The 19469-nt window shown below is 63.8% G+C and carries 18 protein-coding genes and 2 tRNA genes; 12 read left to right on the forward strand and 8 right to left on the reverse strand.

Annotated elements, in window-relative coordinates; genetic code table 11:
* The first annotated feature begins 21 nt into the window (after positions 1-21).
* Positions 22-198, forward strand: coding sequence for a hypothetical protein (locus NP80_RS31465; RefSeq protein ID WP_006409019.1), 177 nt, complete (start codon positions 22-24; stop codon positions 196-198).
* 4 nt (positions 199-202) lie between these two features.
* Here the strand turns inward: NP80_RS31465 and NP80_RS19460 are convergent, their stop codons facing one another.
* The 5 genes from NP80_RS19460 to NP80_RS19480 form a co-directional block, all read right to left on the reverse strand.
* A complete protein-coding gene (locus NP80_RS19460) occupies positions 203-1564 on the reverse strand; it encodes an MATE family efflux transporter (RefSeq protein WP_006409028.1) in 1362 nt (453 codons plus the stop codon).
* A gap of 10 nt (positions 1565-1574) precedes the next feature.
* Positions 1575-1898: a DUF2288 domain-containing protein gene (locus tag NP80_RS19465; protein ID WP_006405071.1), complete on the reverse strand. Its 324-nt coding sequence runs from the start codon at positions 1896-1898 to the stop codon at positions 1575-1577.
* Between the two features lie 65 nt (positions 1899-1963).
* Positions 1964-3583: an acyl-CoA synthetase gene (locus NP80_RS19470; protein ID WP_006400998.1), complete on the reverse strand. Its 1620-nt coding sequence runs from the start codon at positions 3581-3583 to the stop codon at positions 1964-1966.
* Between the two features lie 365 nt (positions 3584-3948).
* Positions 3949-4641, reverse strand: coding sequence for a peptidoglycan DD-metalloendopeptidase family protein (locus tag NP80_RS19475; RefSeq protein WP_006400996.1), 693 nt, complete (start codon positions 4639-4641; stop codon positions 3949-3951).
* A 132-nt stretch (positions 4642-4773) separates the two neighbouring features.
* Positions 4774-5688 (reverse strand): aldose epimerase family protein, encoded by a 915-nt coding sequence (locus NP80_RS19480; protein ID WP_006409023.1) that lies wholly within the window; start codon positions 5686-5688, stop codon positions 4774-4776.
* A 155-nt stretch (positions 5689-5843) separates the two neighbouring features.
* On the opposite strand from NP80_RS19480, the gene NP80_RS31605 reads away from it, so the two are divergent.
* The 3 genes from NP80_RS31605 to NP80_RS19490 all read left to right on the forward strand — a co-directional run bounded on the left by NP80_RS31605 (position 5844) and on the right by NP80_RS19490 (position 7258).
* A complete protein-coding gene (locus NP80_RS31605) occupies positions 5844-5951 on the forward strand; it encodes a UDP pyrophosphate phosphatase (RefSeq protein ID WP_190972317.1) in 108 nt (35 codons plus the stop codon).
* A gap of 232 nt (positions 5952-6183) precedes the next feature.
* Complete coding sequence (locus NP80_RS19485; RefSeq protein ID WP_006405069.1) at positions 6184-7014, forward strand: undecaprenyl-diphosphate phosphatase; 831 nt, start codon at positions 6184-6186, stop codon at positions 7012-7014.
* A gap of 167 nt (positions 7015-7181) precedes the next feature.
* A tRNA-Arg gene (locus tag NP80_RS19490) sits at positions 7182-7258 on the forward strand.
* 594 nt (positions 7259-7852) lie between these two features.
* On the opposite strand, the gene NP80_RS31000 is transcribed toward NP80_RS19490, so the two are convergent.
* Entirely contained in the window at positions 7853-8518 is a 666-nt protein-coding gene (locus tag NP80_RS31000) for a DUF6338 family protein (protein WP_140401764.1), read from the reverse strand.
* Positions 8519-9509: 991 nt separating this feature from the next.
* Here NP80_RS31000 and NP80_RS19495 point away from each other — a divergent pair.
* From NP80_RS19495 to NP80_RS19520, 7 genes are all read left to right on the forward strand, one after another.
* On the forward strand, positions 9510-10124 hold the full coding sequence (locus NP80_RS19495) for a recombinase family protein (protein ID WP_035489526.1): 615 nt from the start codon (positions 9510-9512) through the stop codon (positions 10122-10124).
* Between the two features lie 112 nt (positions 10125-10236).
* Positions 10237-10653 (forward strand): hypothetical protein, encoded by a 417-nt coding sequence (locus NP80_RS19500; protein ID WP_035945876.1) that lies wholly within the window; start codon positions 10237-10239, stop codon positions 10651-10653.
* A gap of 287 nt (positions 10654-10940) precedes the next feature.
* Entirely contained in the window at positions 10941-11756 is an 816-nt protein-coding gene (locus NP80_RS19505; protein ID WP_006409029.1) for a hypothetical protein, read from the forward strand.
* A gap of 359 nt (positions 11757-12115) precedes the next feature.
* The gene (locus NP80_RS31005) at positions 12116-12295 is read left to right on the forward strand and encodes a hypothetical protein (RefSeq protein WP_140401763.1); all 180 of its coding nucleotides are present in this window, start codon (positions 12116-12118) and stop codon (positions 12293-12295) included.
* Entirely contained in the window at positions 12292-12576 is a 285-nt protein-coding gene (locus NP80_RS19510; protein WP_226823120.1) for a hypothetical protein, read from the forward strand. Before NP80_RS31005 ends, NP80_RS19510 begins: the two co-directional genes overlap by 4 nt.
* A 502-nt stretch (positions 12577-13078) precedes the next feature.
* Complete coding sequence (locus tag NP80_RS19515) at positions 13079-15364, forward strand: hypothetical protein (protein ID WP_035945880.1); 2286 nt, start codon at positions 13079-13081, stop codon at positions 15362-15364.
* 86 nt (positions 15365-15450) lie between these two features.
* Entirely contained in the window at positions 15451-16737 is a 1287-nt protein-coding gene (locus NP80_RS19520; protein ID WP_006409021.1) for a lytic transglycosylase domain-containing protein, read from the forward strand.
* 185 nt (positions 16738-16922) lie between these two features.
* Here NP80_RS19520 and NP80_RS19525 read toward each other — a convergent pair whose 3' ends face one another.
* Together NP80_RS19525 and NP80_RS19530 are read right to left on the reverse strand one after the other, a co-directional pair.
* On the reverse strand, positions 16923-18086 hold the full coding sequence (locus NP80_RS19525) for an integrase (protein ID WP_006409020.1): 1164 nt from the start codon (positions 18084-18086) through the stop codon (positions 16923-16925).
* A gap of 109 nt (positions 18087-18195) precedes the next feature.
* Positions 18196-19215, reverse strand: a complete 1020-nt coding sequence (locus NP80_RS19530) for a site-specific integrase (protein WP_035945877.1) — start codon at positions 19213-19215, stop codon at positions 18196-18198.
* 68 nt (positions 19216-19283) lie between these two features.
* On the opposite strand from NP80_RS19530, the gene NP80_RS19535 reads away from it, so the two are divergent.
* A tRNA-Arg gene (locus NP80_RS19535) sits at positions 19284-19364 on the forward strand.
* Positions 19365-19469 lie beyond the last annotated feature (105 nt).

Below are 19469 nucleotides of genomic sequence, written 5' to 3' on the forward strand. Positions count from 1 at the left end.
CCGCTTTCCGGAGTCGACCCGATGATCCGTTTTGCGCTGGCCGTGCTGGCCGCGTCGCTGCTTGCCGGTTGCGCAAGCGATCCCCGTCAGGCCCGTCGCGGGCATCCGCCCACCGATCCGGCCGACTATCACGGCGTGCCGACGGACATGACGCCGCCGTCGATGCTCGGCGAACCGCCGCCGCCCGCCGCGCAGTGACGGATCAGGACGCGGCCGCTGCGACCTGCGCGTCGCCGCCAATCTTGCGCGTCAGCGCGGGCAGGTAGCGGGCGAGCGTCACGCCGCGCGCGGCCATGAACAGGAGCAGCGCGAACCAGAGGCCGTGGTTGCCGAACGTGCCGACGGCCGCGAACGTCGCCGCGACGAAAGTCGCGAACGACACGATCATCGCGCGCATCAGCGATTGCGTCTGCGTGGCGCCGATGAAGACGCCGTCGAGCAGGAATCCCCACACCGACACGATCGGGGACAGCGCGGCCCAGGGCAGATAGCGCAGCGCGACGGCGCGGATCTCGGCCTGATCGGTCAGACGCGCGACGATCCAGCCACCGGCCGCCCAGTAGACGAGCGCGAACAGCAGGGCGCCGAGCGCGGACCAGAACAGCGTGATGCGCACCGCCTGCCGGAACGCCGCGCGATCGCGCGCGCCGGCTGCCGCGCCGACGAGCGCTTCGGCCGCGTGCGCGAAACCGTCGAGGCCGTACGCCATGAAGGTCTGGAAGTTCAGCAGCAGCGCATTGGCCGCGAGCGTCGCGTCGCCCTGTTTCGCGCCGAGATGCGCGAACCAGCCGAATGCGCCGAGCAGGCACAGCGTGCGCAGAAAGATGTCGCGGTTCAGCGCGACGAGACGCTTGAGCGCCGCGCGATCGGCGAGGGCACGCGCGGCGAGCGGCGGCAGCCCGCGCGGCCGCAGCTGCCACAGCAGCCAGGCGCCGAGCGCGAACCCGCAGGTGTCGGCGGTCGCCGTCGCGGCACCGATGCCCGCGATACCCCAGCCGAATCCGTACACGTAGAGCAGCACCGCGCCGATGTTCACTGCGTTGATGAACACCTGCGCGACGAGCGCGAGCCGCACGCGCTGCACGCCGAGCAGATAGCCGAGCACGACATAGTTGGCGAGCGCGAACGGCGCGCTCCAGATGCGCGCATGGCTGTAGGCGAGCGCCGTCGTCTGCACGGCGTCGCTGCCGCCGAGCGCGCGCAGTGCGAACGACAGCAGCGGCACCTGCAGCGCGAGCACCGCGGCGCCGAGCGCGAACGCGACAATCAGCGCGCGCAGCAGGTTCAGCCGGATGCCGTCGGTGTCGCCGGCGCCGTGCGCCTGCGCGACGAGCCCGGTGGTGCCCATCCGCAGGAAGCCGAAGCCCCAGAACACGAAGTTGAAGAACAGGCCGCCGAGCGCGACGCCACCGAGATACTGCGCGCCGTCGAGGTGGCCGGCGACGGCCGTGTCGACCGCGCCGAGGATCGGCTGCGTCAGATTCGCGAGAACGATCGGAAACGCGAGCGCGAGCACGCGCCGGTGCGAGACGGCCGTGCCGCGCGGTAAAGCGGAATCGGACATGGCGGACGCGTCAGGCGCGTTCCTGCACGCACACCCACGGCGACACGACGACCGCCCACAGTTCCGGGTTGCGCGCCGCGTAGTCGCTGGCGGTTTCGGCCGGCATGCGCGCGACGAGCCCGGCCGACAGCCAGCGCGAGACCTGATCGGTGTCGTCGCCGGCGATCGCTTCGGCGACGCTGACGAGATCGAGATCGCGCGCGACGGCGAGCAGCTTGCCCTGCGCGAAGAAGCGCTCGAGATCGCACCAGTCGATCTTGGCGGTCTCGCCGAGCAGTTTGGCGTACAGCGGGCTATGCGACGCGCCCGCGGCGGAGTGGTGTTCGGAGGACATCGGATTCTTCGAAAAACTGCGTGTGCGCCACTATAAACCATCCGGCCGGCCGGGCCGTGCGCCGATCACGCGTCACGCAGCGCGCGGCGCACGATCTTGCCGGTCGCCGTCATCGGCAGGCTGTCGACGAACGCGATCGCGCGCGGATATTCGTGCGCGGCAAGCCGCGTGCGCACGTGCGCCTGCAGCGCCTGCACGAGCGCATCGTCGCCGACATGGCCGTCGTTCAGCACGACGAAGGCCTTGACGATCTCGGTGCGCGTCGGATCGGGCACGCCGACGACGGCCGCCATCCGCACGGCAGGATGCGTGAGCAGGCAGTCCTCGATCGGGCCCGGGCCGATCCGGTAGCCGGCGCTCGTGATCACGTCGTCGTCGCGGCCGACGAAGCGCACGAAGCCGTCCTCGTCGATCGCGCCCGTGTCGCCGGTCAGCAGGTAGTCGCCTGCGAACTTGTCGCGCGTCGCGTCCGCGTTGCGCCAGTATTCGATGAACATCACGGGATCGGGGCGACGCACGGCGATGTGTCCGTCGACACCGGGCGGCAGCGGCGTGCCGTGCGCGTCGACGATCGCGACCGTGTGACCGGGCACCGCCTTGCCGATCGCGCCCGGTCGTGCCTCGAACAGCGCCGCGCACGACGACAGCACCATATTGCATTCGGTCTGCCCGTAGAACTCGTTGATCGTCACGCCGAGCGCGTCGCGTCCCCATTCGGTGAGCTCGGTGCCGAGCGATTCGCCGCCGCTCGCGACGGATTTCAGCGACAGCGCGTAGCGCTCGCGCGGCCGCTCCACCGCGCGCATCAGCTTCAGCGCGGTGGGCGGGAGGAATGCGTGCGTGACGCCGTGCCGCGCCATCAGCGCGAACGCCGCATCGCCGTCGAATTTCTCGAACCGGCGCGCGAGCACCGGCACGCCGTGATGCCACGACGGCAGCAGCACGTCGAGCAGCCCGCCGATCCACGCCCAGTCGGCGGGCGTCCAGAACAGTCGTGCGTCGCGCGGAAAGCATTGCTGCGACATCTCGACGCCCGGCAGATGGCCGAGCAGCACGCGATGCGCATGCAGCGCGCCTTTCGGCTTGCCGGTCGTGCCCGACGTGTAGATGATCAGCGCCGGATCGTCGGCGGCCGTGTCGGCCGGCGCGAATTCCGGCGATTCGGCCGCGAGTGCCGCGTCGTAGCGCAGCACGCCCGGCGCGTCCGCCGCGTCGGCGCCGATGCAGTAGCAGGTATGCAGCGCCGGCAGCCGATCGCGCAGCGGCGCGATTTTCGCGTAGCCGGCCGCGTCGGTGACGAGCGCGGCCGCTTCGCTGTTCGCGAGACGGTATTCGAGTGCATCGGCGCCGAACAGCGTGAACAGCGGCACCGCGATCGCGCCGAGCTTGTAGGCGGCCAGATGCGCGACGGCCGTTTCCGGGCCCTGCGCGAGAAAGATCGCGATGCGGTCGCCGCGGCGCAGCCCCGCACGCGCGAACGCGTTCGCGAGCCGGTTAGAGGCGTTCCTCAGGTCGTCGAACGTGAAGCGCGCGACGTCGCCGTCCGCGGCTTCGTGAATCAGCGCGAGGCGGCCGCTGCCGTCCGCCCACTTGTCGCATGCGTCCACGCCGATGTTGTAGTGCGCCGGAATCGCCCACCGGAAGCGGGTGAGCAGGTCGTCGTAGCGATCGGCGGCGGGCAGCATCGCAAGTCTCCTCGGCGTGAATCGTCGAATTCGACACGTAGATTACATCGCCTTTTCACGCGCCCGAAACGACAACGGCGTCTGATGTAGGGATTATGCGAACTCGCCGGAGGGCGGCGGTCCAGTGCACGATTCGACAAACGCGCATAAGATCACGACAAAACAGTGATGTGACCATGGATTTGCTTCTGATAGCTGCGGGGTTCAGCCTGATCGGAATCGGCGCACTGGTGGCATTCGCCCGCCATGTCGATCCGCTGTCCGGCCGTTTCACCGGACGTCTGCGCAAACGCTGACTCGACTTGTCCCGATCGCGGACGCGAACGCACGCGATGCGCATTGCATCGCGTACGGGCGGCCGGTGCTCAGCGCGCCGGTAGATAGCGTGCCGGATCGATCGAACGGCCGCCGTAGCGCAGTTCGAAATGCAGCGCGACGCGATCGCTGTCGCTATCGCCCATCTCGGCAATCGTCTGCCCCTGTGCGACCGACTGGCCTTCCTTCACGAGCAGCGCGCGATTGTGCGCGTACGCGGTCAGGTAATCGGCGTTGTGCTTCAGGATGATCAGATTGCCGTAGCCGCGCAAGCCGTTGCCCGCGTACACGACGACACCCGGCGCGGCCGCCACCACCGGCGTGCCTGCGCTATTCGCGATGTCGATGCCTTTCGATTTCGCGCCGTCGAAACTGCGGATCACGTTGCCCGGCGCAGGCCAGACGAGCGAGATGCTCGTGGCCGGCTTCACCGCGGATTCGACCGGTGCGGAAGGGGCGGGACGGCTGCGGCCGGCCGTGCCGGTGCCCGTCGTCGACGCGGTCGTCGTGCCGGGCGGCGGCGCGACGCGCAGCACCTGGCCGACTTCGATCGCGTCCGGATTCGAGATCTGGTTCCAGCGGACGATGTTCTGGACGGACTGGCGGTTGGCACGCGCGATCTTGTACAGCGTATCGCCGCGCTCGACGCGGTAGAAACCGGGGCCGACCGGCGCGGAGCCGCACGCGACGAGCAGGGCGGCGCAGCCGGCCGCGATGAGTCGTTTCGTTGTTGTTCCGAACATTGAACCTCGCAAAACGCTGCCGCGCATCACGCGGCAGGCGACACAAAACGTCAGATTTTAACGGGTTCGACCCGCGCGCCGCAGTTTGGGCGGGCGCGGGCGCGTTCAGCAACCGTGCGACGCAGCGTCGCGTCAGCTCGCGCGGGGCAGCACGCGGATGCGCAGCACCGCCGTTTCGGTCGCGCCGGGCGCGAGCATGCGCAGGCCGAAGCCGTTGTGAATCGCGTCCGGCAGGCCGAGCCACGGCTCGACGCAGTAGAAGTCGGATTCGGGCTTTTCCGTCCAGGTCGTGACGGCGTACCACGGGATCGAGCCCGGCACGTCGAGCGCGATCTCGACGACGCGGCCGCGGCCCGGCATGTCGATGCGCACCGGCGTCGACGGCGGCGTGCGGTCGAGGCAGTGGAAGCGGTCATGGATGCGCGGATCGTCGAGCGTGTAGCGCGCGTCGCCTTGCTCCGGGGCGCTGATCGAGCCGTCGGCCAATTGCTCGCGGCGGTGCGTCGGCGGCAGTTCGAGCGTCGTCGTCGCGCGTTCGTCGTGCGGCAGCGCGAAATAGAAATGATGGCCCGCGTAGTACGGCAGCGGCGTGCTGCCGCGGTTGGTCGTCGTCAGCGCGACGTCTAGCGTGTGCGCATCGGCGAGCCGGTAGGTCGCGTCGAAGCGGAAATCGAACGGATAGGCGGCGCGCGACGCTGCATCCGCTTCGAGCGTCATCGCGATCGCCGCGCCGTCGGCGGACGGCTGCGCGGCGAACGGCAGATCGCGCGCGAAGCCGTGCATCGGCAGATCGCGCACGACGCCGGCCGCATCGCGCCAGCGGCCCAGTTCGCCGTCGACGCGATGGCGGCCGAGGAACGGGAACAGCAGCGGATTGCCGCCGCGCACGCGCGCGAGCTGGCTCCAGTCGGCGGTGTCGGGCCAGAAGATGACGGGCTCGCCGTCAAGCTCCCACGACAGCAGGCGGCCGCCGAATTGCGGTGCGACGCGGACGACGGATGGACCGGCATGAAGTTCGTGAATCTCGTGTTGCTGGAAGATGGGCATGGCGGATCGAAATGGACGAATGAACGGACGCCGCGACGGCGCGTGACATTATCGGGCGCCCGCGCGACCGGGAAAACCCTTCTCGGGGAAATTGCGAGTTTTTCACAAAGTCCGGTTTCTGGATAATTTCGATACACCGGTGAGATTGCCGGGTCATGACACTTCGAGGAGGCGCCATGGATCTGGCAATGGCAATGGGCATCGCACTGTTCGGCATGTTCACCGGCAGCACCGTTCTGTTTTTCTATCAGCTCGGGCGCTGATCGAGATCCGACCGAGATTTCTTTCGAATCTGAAAGGCCCGCCATGCAATTGGCGGGCCTTTTGCTTTCCAGCGACTTACAAAATGCAAGCGTTTGTGTGCATTGCCGCCCCAAGCGGCCAAATGCCTTGGCGCAGTCATTATCGCTCGGCATAATCGGGGCGCGTTTTCCCGGACGCGCACTGCAGCGTCCGTCATTTCTTCCGCTCCATCTCCACTGAAAGGACCGACGCGTGAGTCTCTGGTTTCTGGTTTTCCTGAGCGTCCTGCAAGGCGTGACCGAACTCTTCCCCGTCAGCAGTCTCGGCCATACGTTGCTCGTGCCGGCGCTGTTCGGCATGCATATCGACAAGCACGCGCCGCAATTGCTGCCGTTTCTCGTTGCGCTGCATCTGGGCACCGCGCTCGCGCTGCTGTGGTATTTCCGCGCGCGCTGGATCGCGCTGATCGGCGGGTTCTTCGCGCACCTCGGCGGGCGCAAGAACGACGACGGGCATCTGATGTGGGCGCTGATCATCGGCACGATCCCGACGGGCATCGTCGGGCTGCTGCTCGAGAAGCGCATCGAACGCGTGTTCCACGATCTGCGGATCGTTGCGATCGCACTGATCGTCAACGGCGTGCTGCTGTGGATCGGCGATCGCATTCAGCGCAGCCGCGCGCATCGGGCGCCCGAGAAGCTGACGTTCAAGCAGGCGTTTTTCGTCGGTCTCGCGCAGATCGGCGCGCTGATTCCGGGCTTTTCGCGCAGTGGCCTGACGATGATCGCCGGCAACGCGGCCGGCTTGACTGCGGAGAAGGCCGCGGAATTCTCGTTCCTGCTCGGCACGCCGGTCATCTTCGCGGCGGGCGTGCTCGAACTGCCGAAGCTGTTCCATGCGCGCGACCAGCTCGCCGACGCGTTGCTCGGCGGCGTGCTGACCGCGATTGCGGCCTATCTGAGCGTGCGATTCCTGATGCGCTATTTCGAAGGGCGCGGCCGGCTCGCGGCGTTCGGCGTGTACTGCGTGATCGCGGGGCTGTTCTGCTTCGGATGGTTCATGCTGCATGGGCAGCCGGTGTGATGCCGCGACGCCGATCGCGCTCGATATTGCGCGGTGATCGGGTATAATTTCGGGCTCGGCTTCATGCCGGGCCCGTTTTGTTTCGGGGCGTCGAATGGAGGGTGTCGGTCATTCGGGGCTTCGGGCGAATGCGGTCCGTGTCGCGAGCCGTGTCATTTTTCCATCGACCGCCCTTAGCTCAGTTGGATAGAGCAACGGCCTTCTAAGCCGTAGGCCGCAGGTTCGAATCCTGCAGGGCGGGCCAGAATTCTTCGCCCGATCAAGCACTTACAATCTCGCCTTAACCGCGTGGTTAGGACTGGATGCAGTTCCAATGTACTCTCACCGTGGCGAGAGCGTGGCGGTATTTTACTGCCATCGGCGGGCATTCAATTGCCCGGCCGAAACTCGCCAGTCGACGCAGAGATGATTTAGCGGCCACCCGCGTAGGCGGGGGGCGGGGACGCACATGTCCCGCCCCGTCCCGGGTAAGCAAGTACAAGCGAGTCGCAAGTGGTCAGAATCGGAATGTAATGTGTGTTCTGCCGATTCGAGCTAGATTTTCAAGCGTGGCGGGCAGGCATTTGGATGCATTGATCGTTATATGGCCTTCATAGTGGGCGACTAGTCGGACCAACGTCTCTAATGTTTGTGGAAGATAGTCGTGCTCGGAGATGTCGAGGTGTACGCCGAGTCGCGCCAGCGTTTCGAGAGTTTGCGGTAACGGGCCCATTGCAGTTCCTTGTGTACGTTCCTCGCTGGTTACTTATTGTTCTTGGGCGGCGGCGGAGGGGGCAGATTCCCTGTCGGGGGCTGGTATCCCGCGCCCGGGCTAGGCCTGCTCGTCGGCTGGTATCCCTTATGTATCGGCTGGAACCCGTCTTTCGCAATTCCCGGCACACTGGTTGGTTTCGTCGTTCCTCTGTTCGTTGCCATTGTAAGGTCCAATAAACTCAATCGATTCGATGATGCTGCCCGAGATCAGCAGCCCCCGCGTTTGGACATGCCGCCGAATGAAACCTTCTGCGTCGTCCACATCCCATGCTTCTTCCACGTAAATCTCTGGATCGGCAGGGTAGCTTGAAGCGAATGAATTCGGGCCATACGTCGCACCGATGCGTTTGCCCGAAGTCAATGTGATTATCAGATAAAACGGCTCGCGCTGACCAAAAACATAGTCCCACGCTCGATCTACCGGATGCGGGAGCCACCGGGCCAGCCATTTGGAGCGGCGCAGCGCGAAGACTCCGAGAGCGCAAAGGACGGGCCCAACGAGTAGGATACAGCCCCACACTAGCGCGTATGCGACGGCATGCAGTGTAGCCCAAGCGCCGCGATACATTGCGTAAATCGGCAAGGCGAAAACAGCATAGTTGCAACGGCTAAATGCAACTGCGTCAATGATTGCCTTTGATGCATCTAAACGCGGACCCGAAGTCAGAATCGCGTACGTCTTCATCGCGACAAAACCGGGTATGACGAATAGAACCACGAGCAGAAGCTTATCAGGAGCGGTGATGTCCATCGGAGCGGCGACTTAGTTAGTGCACGACATTGTATGACCCTCGACCCAATTTCGTTTTGCTCATCTGCGCGGACTTACGCCGCCCGCTCGCGCCCATGCGCCCCCCGTGCGCCCGTGTGTGCGCGTCTTTCCAGCGGGGGACTCTCCTGCCCATCCCTCCCACGCCTTTCAACGGCAGTTGACACATGGCCGCTCGGCCTTGCTGCTAGGGCTTGCGTACAGGACCGCCACCAGCTATGCCTGAGGGTCTCACGGGCTGCGAGCGGCTTTATTCGGCTCGCATGGTGATGACCGGCTGATTGCTGGGCCCAAGCTGGACTCTGGTCGCTAGCCATTCGGAGCGAACGGGCATGCGCACATGTGTCCTTCTTTCGATTTCATGACCCAACAAGAGCACACATACGTACGGCTCGGGCATCTGTTGCCAGCAGCCCTACGAGCAGCCCGCCCAGCGAGCAGCCCGCAGGTCTCTGCCGAGCATCCGCAATGGATGCACGCCATGAGCTGTCAGCCCTGTCCCTCAGATAAACACTGAGGACACGGGCGGCGGTGAACGCACTTGGCCGTGGTGAGTGAAAGATTGCAGCGGCAGTCAATAACGCACCACACTGGCGTTCGGTACAGGGAACGTGTTGCTAGACCTCTCTTGGACTGAGAAGTCGAATCGACTACGTGCCCGTACCGTTGCCCTCGCTGATGATCAAATGTGAAGAACACCGTGACTGCGCCGTCGGCTACGACGCAGTGCGCAATGACGCGTCTGCTTGCGCTAAGTGTCGCCATCGGTCTTGAACTCCTACGTGGGTTATTCGAGCATTGTCCGCCATGCTCAGTTGATTGGTGTGCCTGCTGATAGCTCTAAATAGCGTACCTAATCGAACTAATCGCGTCGGCTCTCCGCCTTGGGTCGAAATTGTTGACAGTGAATTCGAGCCATGCAATTATTCGATCCATGAACTATTTCGATCCGGGTGGCGGCAAGGAGCGGAGCGTGAGACGGATTTACTACGGGCGAATCAGCACGACGGAGGGGCAGACGAGTGCGAGCCAATATGCAGATGCAGCGGCGCACGGCATTGGGCGAGCGGACATATTCATAGACGAAGGCGTGAGCGGATACCACGTAGCGCCAATGGATCGGGACCAGTGGCCCCACGTTGAGCGAGACCTTCGCCACGGCGGCACGCTGGTAGTGCGATGGCTGGACCGCATAAGCCGACGCTACGACGAACTGCACGACACTATGCAGAGGCTCATGAAGGCCCGCGTACGCGTCGAATGCACGTTGAACGGTATGGTGTTCGACGGGGCCGCTACGGACGCGATTAGCAAGGCTACGCGTGACGCCGTGCTGGCATTTATGGCGGCGCAGGGTGAGGCCGACTATCTGAACCGGCGGGAGATGCAGGCGCGAGGAATCGCCGTTGCGAAGGCCGCGGGCAAGTACGAGCACGTCGGGCGGAAGCGCAAGGCGGACTACGCGGAGGTGCGTGCGTGGCGCGAAGCGCATGGGGCAAGTATCGCAGAAACGGCGGCGCACTTCGGTGTCTCGACAGCCGCAGTCAAGCGGGCACTGGCGGAGGCCAAGGGAGGGAAGGCCGACTAAGGCGCTGGCACCGCAGCTACCGCAGATAGTGCCCGGTTCAGTCTTGGCGGATAGACCGGGCTCCACCTAACCGACGCGGGCCAGCGCGCCCGCAGAGTACCGCAAAACGACCATGAATCAAACGAACGTCATCGGTATCCGTAGCTCGAACATCGACGCAGCAGAAGCCTACAAGGAGGGAGCATTCTTCGCTGAGGTGGACTGGCAAGCGGCGCGCAAGGATACGCCCGTCCCGTCCCGAGCAATGCCCGTAGCGCCCGGCTACTCCAGCATGGCCGACCATTGCGAAGCAGCGTGGGACTTCATCCGCCGACATGTGTGCCCGGAGTGGGACCACGCTGACGCGAAGGGCGCATTCTTCGTCGGCTATGAGGATCGGGCGACCGAACTGGCGAACGCAGGCGAGGCTGGCTATGAGACGCTGGCCGAGGCCGGGACGGTTGCCGATACTGAGGATGCGCGCTCTGCGTGCGCTTCAACTCGGGGCTACAGCATGGCGAACGCGGGCCGCAGCGAGCGGCGCGGCTAGTGATCGTTACCGGGCGGAGGAGGCAGAAGCGTCCGCGAAATCCGTCATTGGAGACGTGCTCGCGGCGTGCTGTTTTCGAGAGTGAGGGCGCGTACGACCCGAGCGCAATTTGATTCGTTCGATCCGAAAAGGGGAACCCTGTACTTCTATTCTTCCTTAAAGAATAGTGCAGGAAAGGGGAACCTATTAGGATATTTAGTACAAAGGCTAGGCTGCATAGGGGACTGCGGCCTAGCGGTGTCTAGCGTAGGTTCCCCCGTGATAATCAAGTCAGCATCAGAAAGTAAATGGATTCATCAACCAAGGCTGCTATTTCCGACGCAACGCGTGCCGCTATTCTTGCCGACCAAATCAAGCGCCTTCAGCGGAAGCTAGATCAATCGCGCCGGGAAGTAGTCGCCGAAGCCAAGGCGCTCGGTATCGAGATCGCCATCATTGGCTCGGTCATCGTCCGGCCGAAGAAGCCACAAGCGTACTACGAGGCTATTCGTAAAGGGTTGGCGTTCATCGTGAATCCGGCGCTAGACGGCATGTCTCGGTCGGCGATCCGGGACGCTGTTGCGACGCATGCGGGGTTCGCTGCTGTTGGCATCGGCCCGAAGGCGTGGTCGAGCACGAAGCTGCCGCCGCGCCTCATTAGATACGCCGAGTCCTGCCTCATTGAAGCTGGCCTGATGGCGGATGCTGATCGATGGAATGGTCGCGGGAAGCCCAGATTTGACACATTCTCCAAGGTCGCCAAGTTCCGGCTTTCTGCTCGTAAGGCGGCAGGCGAGACCGGGCAGGACTTCGCCGCCGGCCGATTCGCTTTCCTCGGAAACGATCAAGTGGACTGGTTCGGTTCGGTGCGTACGCTCCGCCGTAAAGGGAACGGAGGCACCTTGGTAGTGCGCAGCGGTGGGAGGGATCATGGCGTCGTTGCAGCTTTGCAGGCTCTGGATAAGACCCTGACCAAAGAAACGATTCTCGGTTGGCTCAGGAATGCCGACAAGGCGGTGCGGGTAGCGCGTGAGCGTGCCGAGGTACGGGCCGCTGCGGAAGCCGCCGATAGGGCCGCTGCTGATGAGCTCGACGCGGCCCTCGGCGACATTCGCGGATACTGAGTGGGTGGGGGCGCTGCGGCGCAGCGCCGGCGGAGATGAAACTGCCCGGCTGGCAGATGAACCAGCGAGGCAAGCATGAGTTCGCCCTGACACCGCGTCAGCAGGCCCGGGACCGGGTTAGCTGCGCCCCCGCCGCGGCACGTTCCACTTCATCTGCTCCTGCCGCGTGGTGTTCGTTACGGTGGCTCTCACGACGCATATCGAATTCCGGGTAGTGACTCGGCCGCGATGGATTCAATTTCATGTCCCAACAAAGACACATGCATGCCGACATTCGTGCCACACCTTCCCACGCGGGCACGGGTTGGCGCAACGAGAGGCCCGCCGCCAAGCGGGCTTCGTCACATAGGAGGATGAGTATGAGCAAGACCCCCCATCATCCGCTCGAACACAACGGCGCCGCGCAATCCTATTTTGAGCGCCTTGAGGCCCGAGCATCGAAAGGGGCCGTAGCTGTATGGCGGGAAGCGGTTGAAGCATGTACCGGCGGGCTGCCAAGCTGGGCTGAGCGGAAGTACCGTGCTCGGGTGAAAGCGTGAGCGGTAAGCAGGACTTTACGGAACAGGAACGTATCGCTCGACTGACGGCGCTGGGCGTTCCAATGGTGCCGGCCGAAGAGCCTGAGCCGGACGTAATCGAACAGGCGGCGCGGCTTCGCGGCATGGATCGCGCTTCGCTCGTGGTAAGCGCGGCTATGCGCGACGTTAGCGTCGAAGACTTCGCACGCGAGGTCATTCGAAAGGCGGCGAAGCGTCCGCCCCCGCTGATCGATCGCCGGTACATCGAGCGGGCGCGGCGAAACTATCGGTTTTCGCGCTGATCGTTGGCAGCATACGGGCGGGCGGCTATCTGTTCTCCATCCTGTAGAACTTTGCGTCGAACGCGGCGAGGTCCGCCCATTGCCACGAGAACACCAACAGGAGGATTCGAACGTGAGCACTACCCGGATACGCGCTTGACGAACGAGCAGGGATACAACCGGGTGGCGGAGGTCTCGCTCGCGTGGTCGGGATGGCCCGTATACAGGCAATTCTGCGAGAGGTCATTGTGGAGCTCTGTAAGCGCGAGCCGGACAGTGTGCGTGTCGCTGACGACGGCGAGCACGCACGCTTTTGAATTCGGCCGCGATCTACTCGAACAGGCGCGGGTCGGTCGAGCAGGGTGATACGCCGGAATATGCTGTGCGGTGCTGAAACTGCCCGACTGGAAACTGCTGTCGCGGGGCGCACGCGATCTAGATCATGGCAGCCAGCCGCGGGCCAGAGAGCGGTTGATGATCAATCAAATCGCGTTCAAGACGACCTAATAATTAAGGAATGCATATGACAATCTCATTTTCTCTCGATGCCGGCGACGGCGGCGTAGTAACTCAACAGAGCACGTTCGGCGGCGGAAGCGCCAACAGCTTCTCCGGCGGCTTGGGCGCGAGCGGACAGTCCAGCGGAGTTCTCGCGGGCGGCGGCTACGCGTTGCATTACGGGCAGCAGGTCGCCTCGCGAGCCCTCGGCACTATCGACGCCCTGAATAAGCTGACGGGCGGAATCCTCCAGTCGTATATCGACAAGCAGAAGAAGATTCAGTACGCCGAGGGTATGGCCCAAGCGGCGCAGGGCAAGAGCCTCATCGAGATCGAGAACGATCAGCCGTGGTACACCAAGCTGTACGGCCCGGACGCGACGGTGCAGGGCGCTCAGGCGTTCAACATGGCGGCTGCTATGCAGGAAGCGCAGTCGCAGTTCATGCAGGCGATGCCGCAGCTCCGGGAGAAGTCGCCCGATCAGGTGCGTGCGTACATCGTCGACAAGATGAGCCAAGTGCAGAGCACCGGCGATGCGGCGTTCGATGCGATGGTGCAGCAGGGGCTCGCGGAGCAGCTCCCGAAGATGCTCAGCGCACACATGAGCCAGTACATGCAGTACACGCAGGAGCAGGCGTACAACGGCTTCACGAACCTCGGGACGACCGGCGCGCAGGCGCTGCAAGACACGCTCAAGGCGAACAACAACCTGAAGCCCGAGGACATCGAACAGGCGCACGCCGAGTACACGAACCTGCTCCAACGCCCGGACAACATGACGACTGAGGCGTGGTACAGAGGGCTGCGCGACATCGCGCTCAGCTCGGCGCAGAACGGCAACTTCCAAGCCGTGCGGGCGATCAAGGCCATGCCGGCGTGGGAGGCAATGCCTACCGAAATGAAGGACAACCTCACCGCGCAGATTCCGAGGCTGGAAGCGGAATGGGCGAACAAGAATCCCGCAGCACGCAACATCTTCAACTCTCGTGCACAGTTGCAGTGGAGTCTGCGCTCCGGGGCAACGGGATTCGACTCGTCGCCGGAAGGCCACGCCAAGCTGGATGCGACGATGGATGTGATTGAGGATTCTAATCGCCAGCTTAACGGTGATACCCCTCCGGTGTACGATAACGCGCAGCGGGCGACGATGCACACGCTGCTCGATGCCGGCAACGCCATCGCTCTGCGGAAGGCGGAGGCGCTCGCGCAGAAGCAGGCGGACTACGACGCAGGCGTGCAGTATGCGACCGAGGCGATGAACTCCAACTCGTTCGCCAAGTACGAGAACCTGCCGTTCCCGCCGGGCTCCCGCGAGCAGGCGGCGGACACGCTGTTCCAGAAGGCGACGAGCCCGCAGTACGCGCAGCAGGCGGACGCGCAGAAGAATATGTGGGACAAGCTCAGTACTGCGGCGCACTACCCGAACTATCAGTCCCCGGCGCTGAAGCAAGTGCTCACGCAACAGCTCGCTGCGCTGCTATCCGGCAACGGCCCGGCCACGCCGGACATGCAGACTGCGCTCCAGTACGCCTCGAACCTGCTGCAAGGACCGGGCGGGGTCGAGGCAGTGCAGGCGTACGTCGGACCGGCTGCGCCTAAGGTGATCGCGCTTCTGAACAGCGGCATCGATATCATGGACCCGGAGCAGCTCAAGCAGCAACGGCACTTGATCGCTTATTCGCAAGGCGCAGTTGCTACACCACAGGACGTGAAGCTGGCGGCCGACATGGTGACGAAGGCCGATCCGGGCTGGTTCAAGCGGATGGTGCCGTGGGCCGGCAACGATGCGTTGACGCCGTTCAACCTCACGGACGGGAACAAGCAGCAGCTTGCCGCGCACGTCGCCCCGATCATCGCGCAGTACAAGACCGCATACCACATGAGCGACGATCAGGCCGCGCAGGCCGCGTTCGGTCAGGTGATGCGTAACGCGGACTTCGTGCCGGGTGCGTTCATCCTGCACAACGAGGCGCTCGGGCAGGAATCGTTCGCAGCCGCGGTGAATGCGCGCTATCCGGGCATGGGCGTGCAGACCACGCACGTATACCAAGACGCCGTGCAGTACGCCATCGATGAGCAGATTAAGAAGGCGGGCGGCGATCCCAAGGACTGGAAGGTCACGTCCGGCGAGAACCTCGGTAACGGCCTCATGACGCTGTTCATGACCGGGCCGAGCGGCGCAATCAAGCTCATCAACATCTCGGCAGATACCGTCGGTAAGCGCATCAAGGACACCTACGGCAACAAGCCCGAGCACGCCGACCAAGACCTCGGCCTCTCCAGCAAGAACGCTTGGGGCTGGGCTTACTAAACGCGTAGCGGCAGCAGCTTCTCACGAGGCTGCTGCCTCATGCGCGTTCAACATTTTAGGAAAGCATATGAATTACGTAGGACCAGTTGGACAAGCTCGCCGAGAACGACCGCGTTATCGGCGCGCCGCTGGGCGCGAGCGCAGCGCAGATTTGGCAGGAGTCGCGGAACAACCCGAACGCGGTCTCGCCGAAGGGCGCGCTTGGGTACGCGCAGGTGATGCCGAAGACGCTGGCGAAGGTTGAGACAGCGCTGGGCCGTCGCCTCGATCCCACGAACTTCGACGACTCGCTGCAAATCCAGCGGTACATCATGACGCAGAACATGCAGCGCTTCGGGAACTACAACGACGCTCTGCGTGCATACAACTCCGGCTGGGACCCGGAGAAGTGGAACAACGACGAAACGAACGCGTACGTGTCCGCGATCACGGGTGAGGATGGCGTCAGCGCCTCGGGCCGACCCTTCGTGGCACCCGGCACGGGTAAGGGCATGCAGCTCAAGCCGGACCCGATCACGCTGGCGCTCCAGCGTCGCGCTAACGCCCAGCCGGTGGCGGACGAACTGGCGGACGGTACTGCGTTCGACGAGACGCCGCTTCGCAACTCGCTGGACAATATGGCCCTCGAAGACGCAGCGACGGCGGAGGCGGCTGCCGGCATCCGAGCGCTGAGCGAGAAGGCGGGCTTCGTCGAGTCGTTCGTACAGGCTGCTCATTGGGATACACTCGCCGGACGCCTGCAAGACGCATGGCAGGCCGGTGCAGATGATCCGAGTTGGAGGATGAGCGATGCTCAGAAGCAGTACGTGGCAACGGAAGCGCCCGAGATTTGGGCTGACGACCATCTCCGCGATTACGTCGGCGGTGCGCGCTCGCAAGCTGACTACGAACGCCGCCTCGGGCTCGCCCAGCAGCAAGCGGACTTCCAACGCCGCGCAGCCAACTCAGGTTGGACTTCGACTGCGGGCCAGTTGCTCGCAGGCGCAGGTGATCCGGTCATGCTGGGCGCAACAATTGGCGCAGGCGCAATTGCGAACGCGGCTCGTGCGGCATTCGCGATTCGCGCAGCGGAGGGCTTCGGCGCAGTAGCGGGCTCGATGGCCGAGGGCGCAGCAGGCAACATGCTCGCCTCGGCGGCTATCACCCGGATGGACAACGGCGGCGATAACTGGCCCGAGCTGTTCCGGCAGGGCGTGCTCGGTGCGCTGCTGGGCGGGCCGGGGCGCGCAGCCGCTCCGGGCCGCCTCGTAGCCAAGTCCGAAAACAGCGCGACGCCACTTCGGAAGTCACTGGACAAGAGGAGTCTAGAAGAGGGTGCTGCCACTGCGTCGGCGCCGAGCATCGGAGATACCAGCAAGAAACTCGCCTATTGATGTAACGGATTGCCGCGCACGGCAGCTTCACAAACACACTGACTAGTAAGCTCACGGACCACGGGCAATGCGCGTTCTGCCGGGTCCAAATACGCTCATCGGCTCCGCGCCCGCGAACGAACTGGAGCAGCGGACGGTAGTGCACCCCGGCAGGTACAGCCCTATTTGGCGACGTGTCCCGTCGGCTACTCGTTCTGGCTGTCGGGTGCCGGTAGCGAGCGATCTGCGTTCGCCAGTAATCGCCGTAGCTTGCGGGCTAGTTGCTCAATCATCGGCGCATTCATGTCTGGATTCTTTGGACCATCCAAGCGTCGGGCCACATCTGCGAGTTGGAGATGGGTGTATCTTTCCAGCATCGTCCATGTCTTGTGCCCGGTGATGCGCGCTACTTCCGGCACCGTCAGCCCGCGCTCGAAGAATCGTGAAGTCGCTTCATGCCGCAGATCGTGGAATCGGAAGTTGGCCAGCCCGGCGCGGCGCGATGCTCGAATGAAAGCGCGCTTCACGGCTTCGCTCGTCGCGCCGACGAATACCGGGCCAGCTCGATTCCCGTCGCTGTCGAGCGCCGCAGGAAGATCCGCAAGAATTTCAACGGCGCGGGATGATAGCGGAATGCCGCGGGCTGTTCCGCTTTTCGTCATGGGCAGATAGGCATAGCGACCGGACATGCTGACGTTCGACCAATCGAGCTGGACAAGCTCGGACTGTCGCAGCGCGGTTTCGAGCGCGAGTTCCACTATCGGGCGCAAGTAGGGCGCACGAGCGTCATCGCACACTGAGAGAAGCGCGGGCTCCTCGCCCGATTTCATGCGCCTATTCCGTGGCGGTCCCTCTAAGGGGCGTCGTACTGTTCGGAACGGATTCTCTACCAACGGTGTATTCCATTCCACCATCCCGATTTTGACGACGTGCGCGAGCAGGATCATGTCCCGCCGAACGGTAGGGCCGGTGACGTTTTGTAGGCGAGCGTCGCGCCATTCCGCCACCCGCTGCCGATCAAGATTGACGATGGGGCAGTCGGCTATCCCGTGCTTGAGAAGCCCATTCATCCGGATGGTTTCTTGATCGGCTGACCGCTTGCTCGGAGTCACGGTCGCGAGGTAGCGGCGCATCAGGTCGCCAAGCGTGCGGTACTGTACGCTGCACTCTGCAGCGATCCGCTGCCGCTCCGCTTCAATCTTTGCTGAGTGGATGCGGCGGTGGATCGATGCCTCATGCTCAGCGAGCCATGCCTCGGCTTCGGTTCGGCTAGGGAAGGCGCGAGACAGCGTGGGGAATCCCTTGATCCGAATCGTTGCTTGATACCGGATCGTGTCGAGCTGACGGGTCCGCGCTTGAATGGTGCCCATACCTGTTCTCCATTGCTGGGTTATAGGTATCGGCAGTCATGCTGCGTCTACTCGGGGGACGAACAGTATGCCACATCGCGAATATCACACCGGCGTCCCCGCGGCTTCGTTAGTCTAGCTTGAGGGCGAGGTCTTCCGCCCGTAGATGCGTGTATCGCTTCAGCATGGACAGCGTCTTGTGTCCCGTGATGCTAGCGACTTCCAGTGTCTGCAATCCCAACTCGAAGAAGCGACTGGTTGCCTCGTGGCGCAGGTCGTGCAACCGGATGCCGACGAGCCATTGAGGATCGGCGGGGCGCTCCAGCACCCGGCAAGTTGATTCGTACAAGCCGCGTGCACGCCGTACGGCACGGCAGAATGCCCGCGTGAGCGAATTCGGGGTGACGGCGAAGGGTACAGTGCATCCGGCGTCCTTGCGTTCTTGTAGAACAGCTGCGGCGACGCTGGACAGAGGCACGGTACGCGGCGTATCGGTCTTCGTCAGCGGCAGGTGCGCAGTGCGCCGTTCGAGGTTGATGTGTTCCCATCGCAGAGACGCGAGTTCACCGCGCCGCATCCCTGTAGCGACGGCGAGTCGGATGAAGTCCCGCAGGTCAGGCGATTCCGTCGCGTCGATGATGGCCTGAATCTCGTCCGGGTGCAGCCGCCGATCCCGGCCTTGCGGCTTCCGGGGCTTGATGACCTTCGGGATACCTGCAGGCAACACGACGCCCCATTCGCGGGTAGCGAGCGTGAGCGCCCGATTCAGCAGGTTCAGCTCATGGATGACAGTCTGAGGCGAGACTTCCTTGAGTCGGGCGTCGCGGTAGGCGACGAGATGGGACGAGGTGAGGGCGGTCAGTTTGTAGTCGCCGAGTTGCTTCTTGAGCTTCGCTGAACGCCCCTTGTCGCTGCTTCCGCTGCGCTTTGTCGGTGATACCTCGCGGATGTACCGGTCGAGCAGGTCGGCGATAGTGGTGCGTTCCGCCTCGTCCCTGCTGACAAAGAGCCCTCGATCCATTTCCGCTTCGACCATCCGGCCCCACTCAGTAGCGTCGGCGCGGGATGTAAATGTTCGGGTGCGGGACGGAAAGCCGGTCTTGCGAACTTGGCATTGCCACTTGCCATCGCGCTTATTGATAGTTGCCATTGCGAACACCTTTCGGTTTCGCGGTGTGGCGAAATTGTGGCGAAGCGCTGCTCAGTTGGATACAAGTCGCGCCCAGCGAGGCGCGGCGACCCACCAGCAACGGCCTTCTAAGCCGTAGGCCGCAGGTTCGAATCCTGCAGGGCGGGCCAATACAGTCAGTGTCTTGGCTGATATTTTCAAATTCCCCATTTTCTCCAGGCGTGCTCGTGTAGGCATGCGTGTACGTATTTGTGGTCAACGCGGATCGCAACCAA

The sequence above is a fragment of the Burkholderia multivorans ATCC BAA-247 genome, assembly GCF_000959525.1.
Lineage (GTDB): Bacteria > Pseudomonadota > Gammaproteobacteria > Burkholderiales > Burkholderiaceae > Burkholderia > Burkholderia multivorans.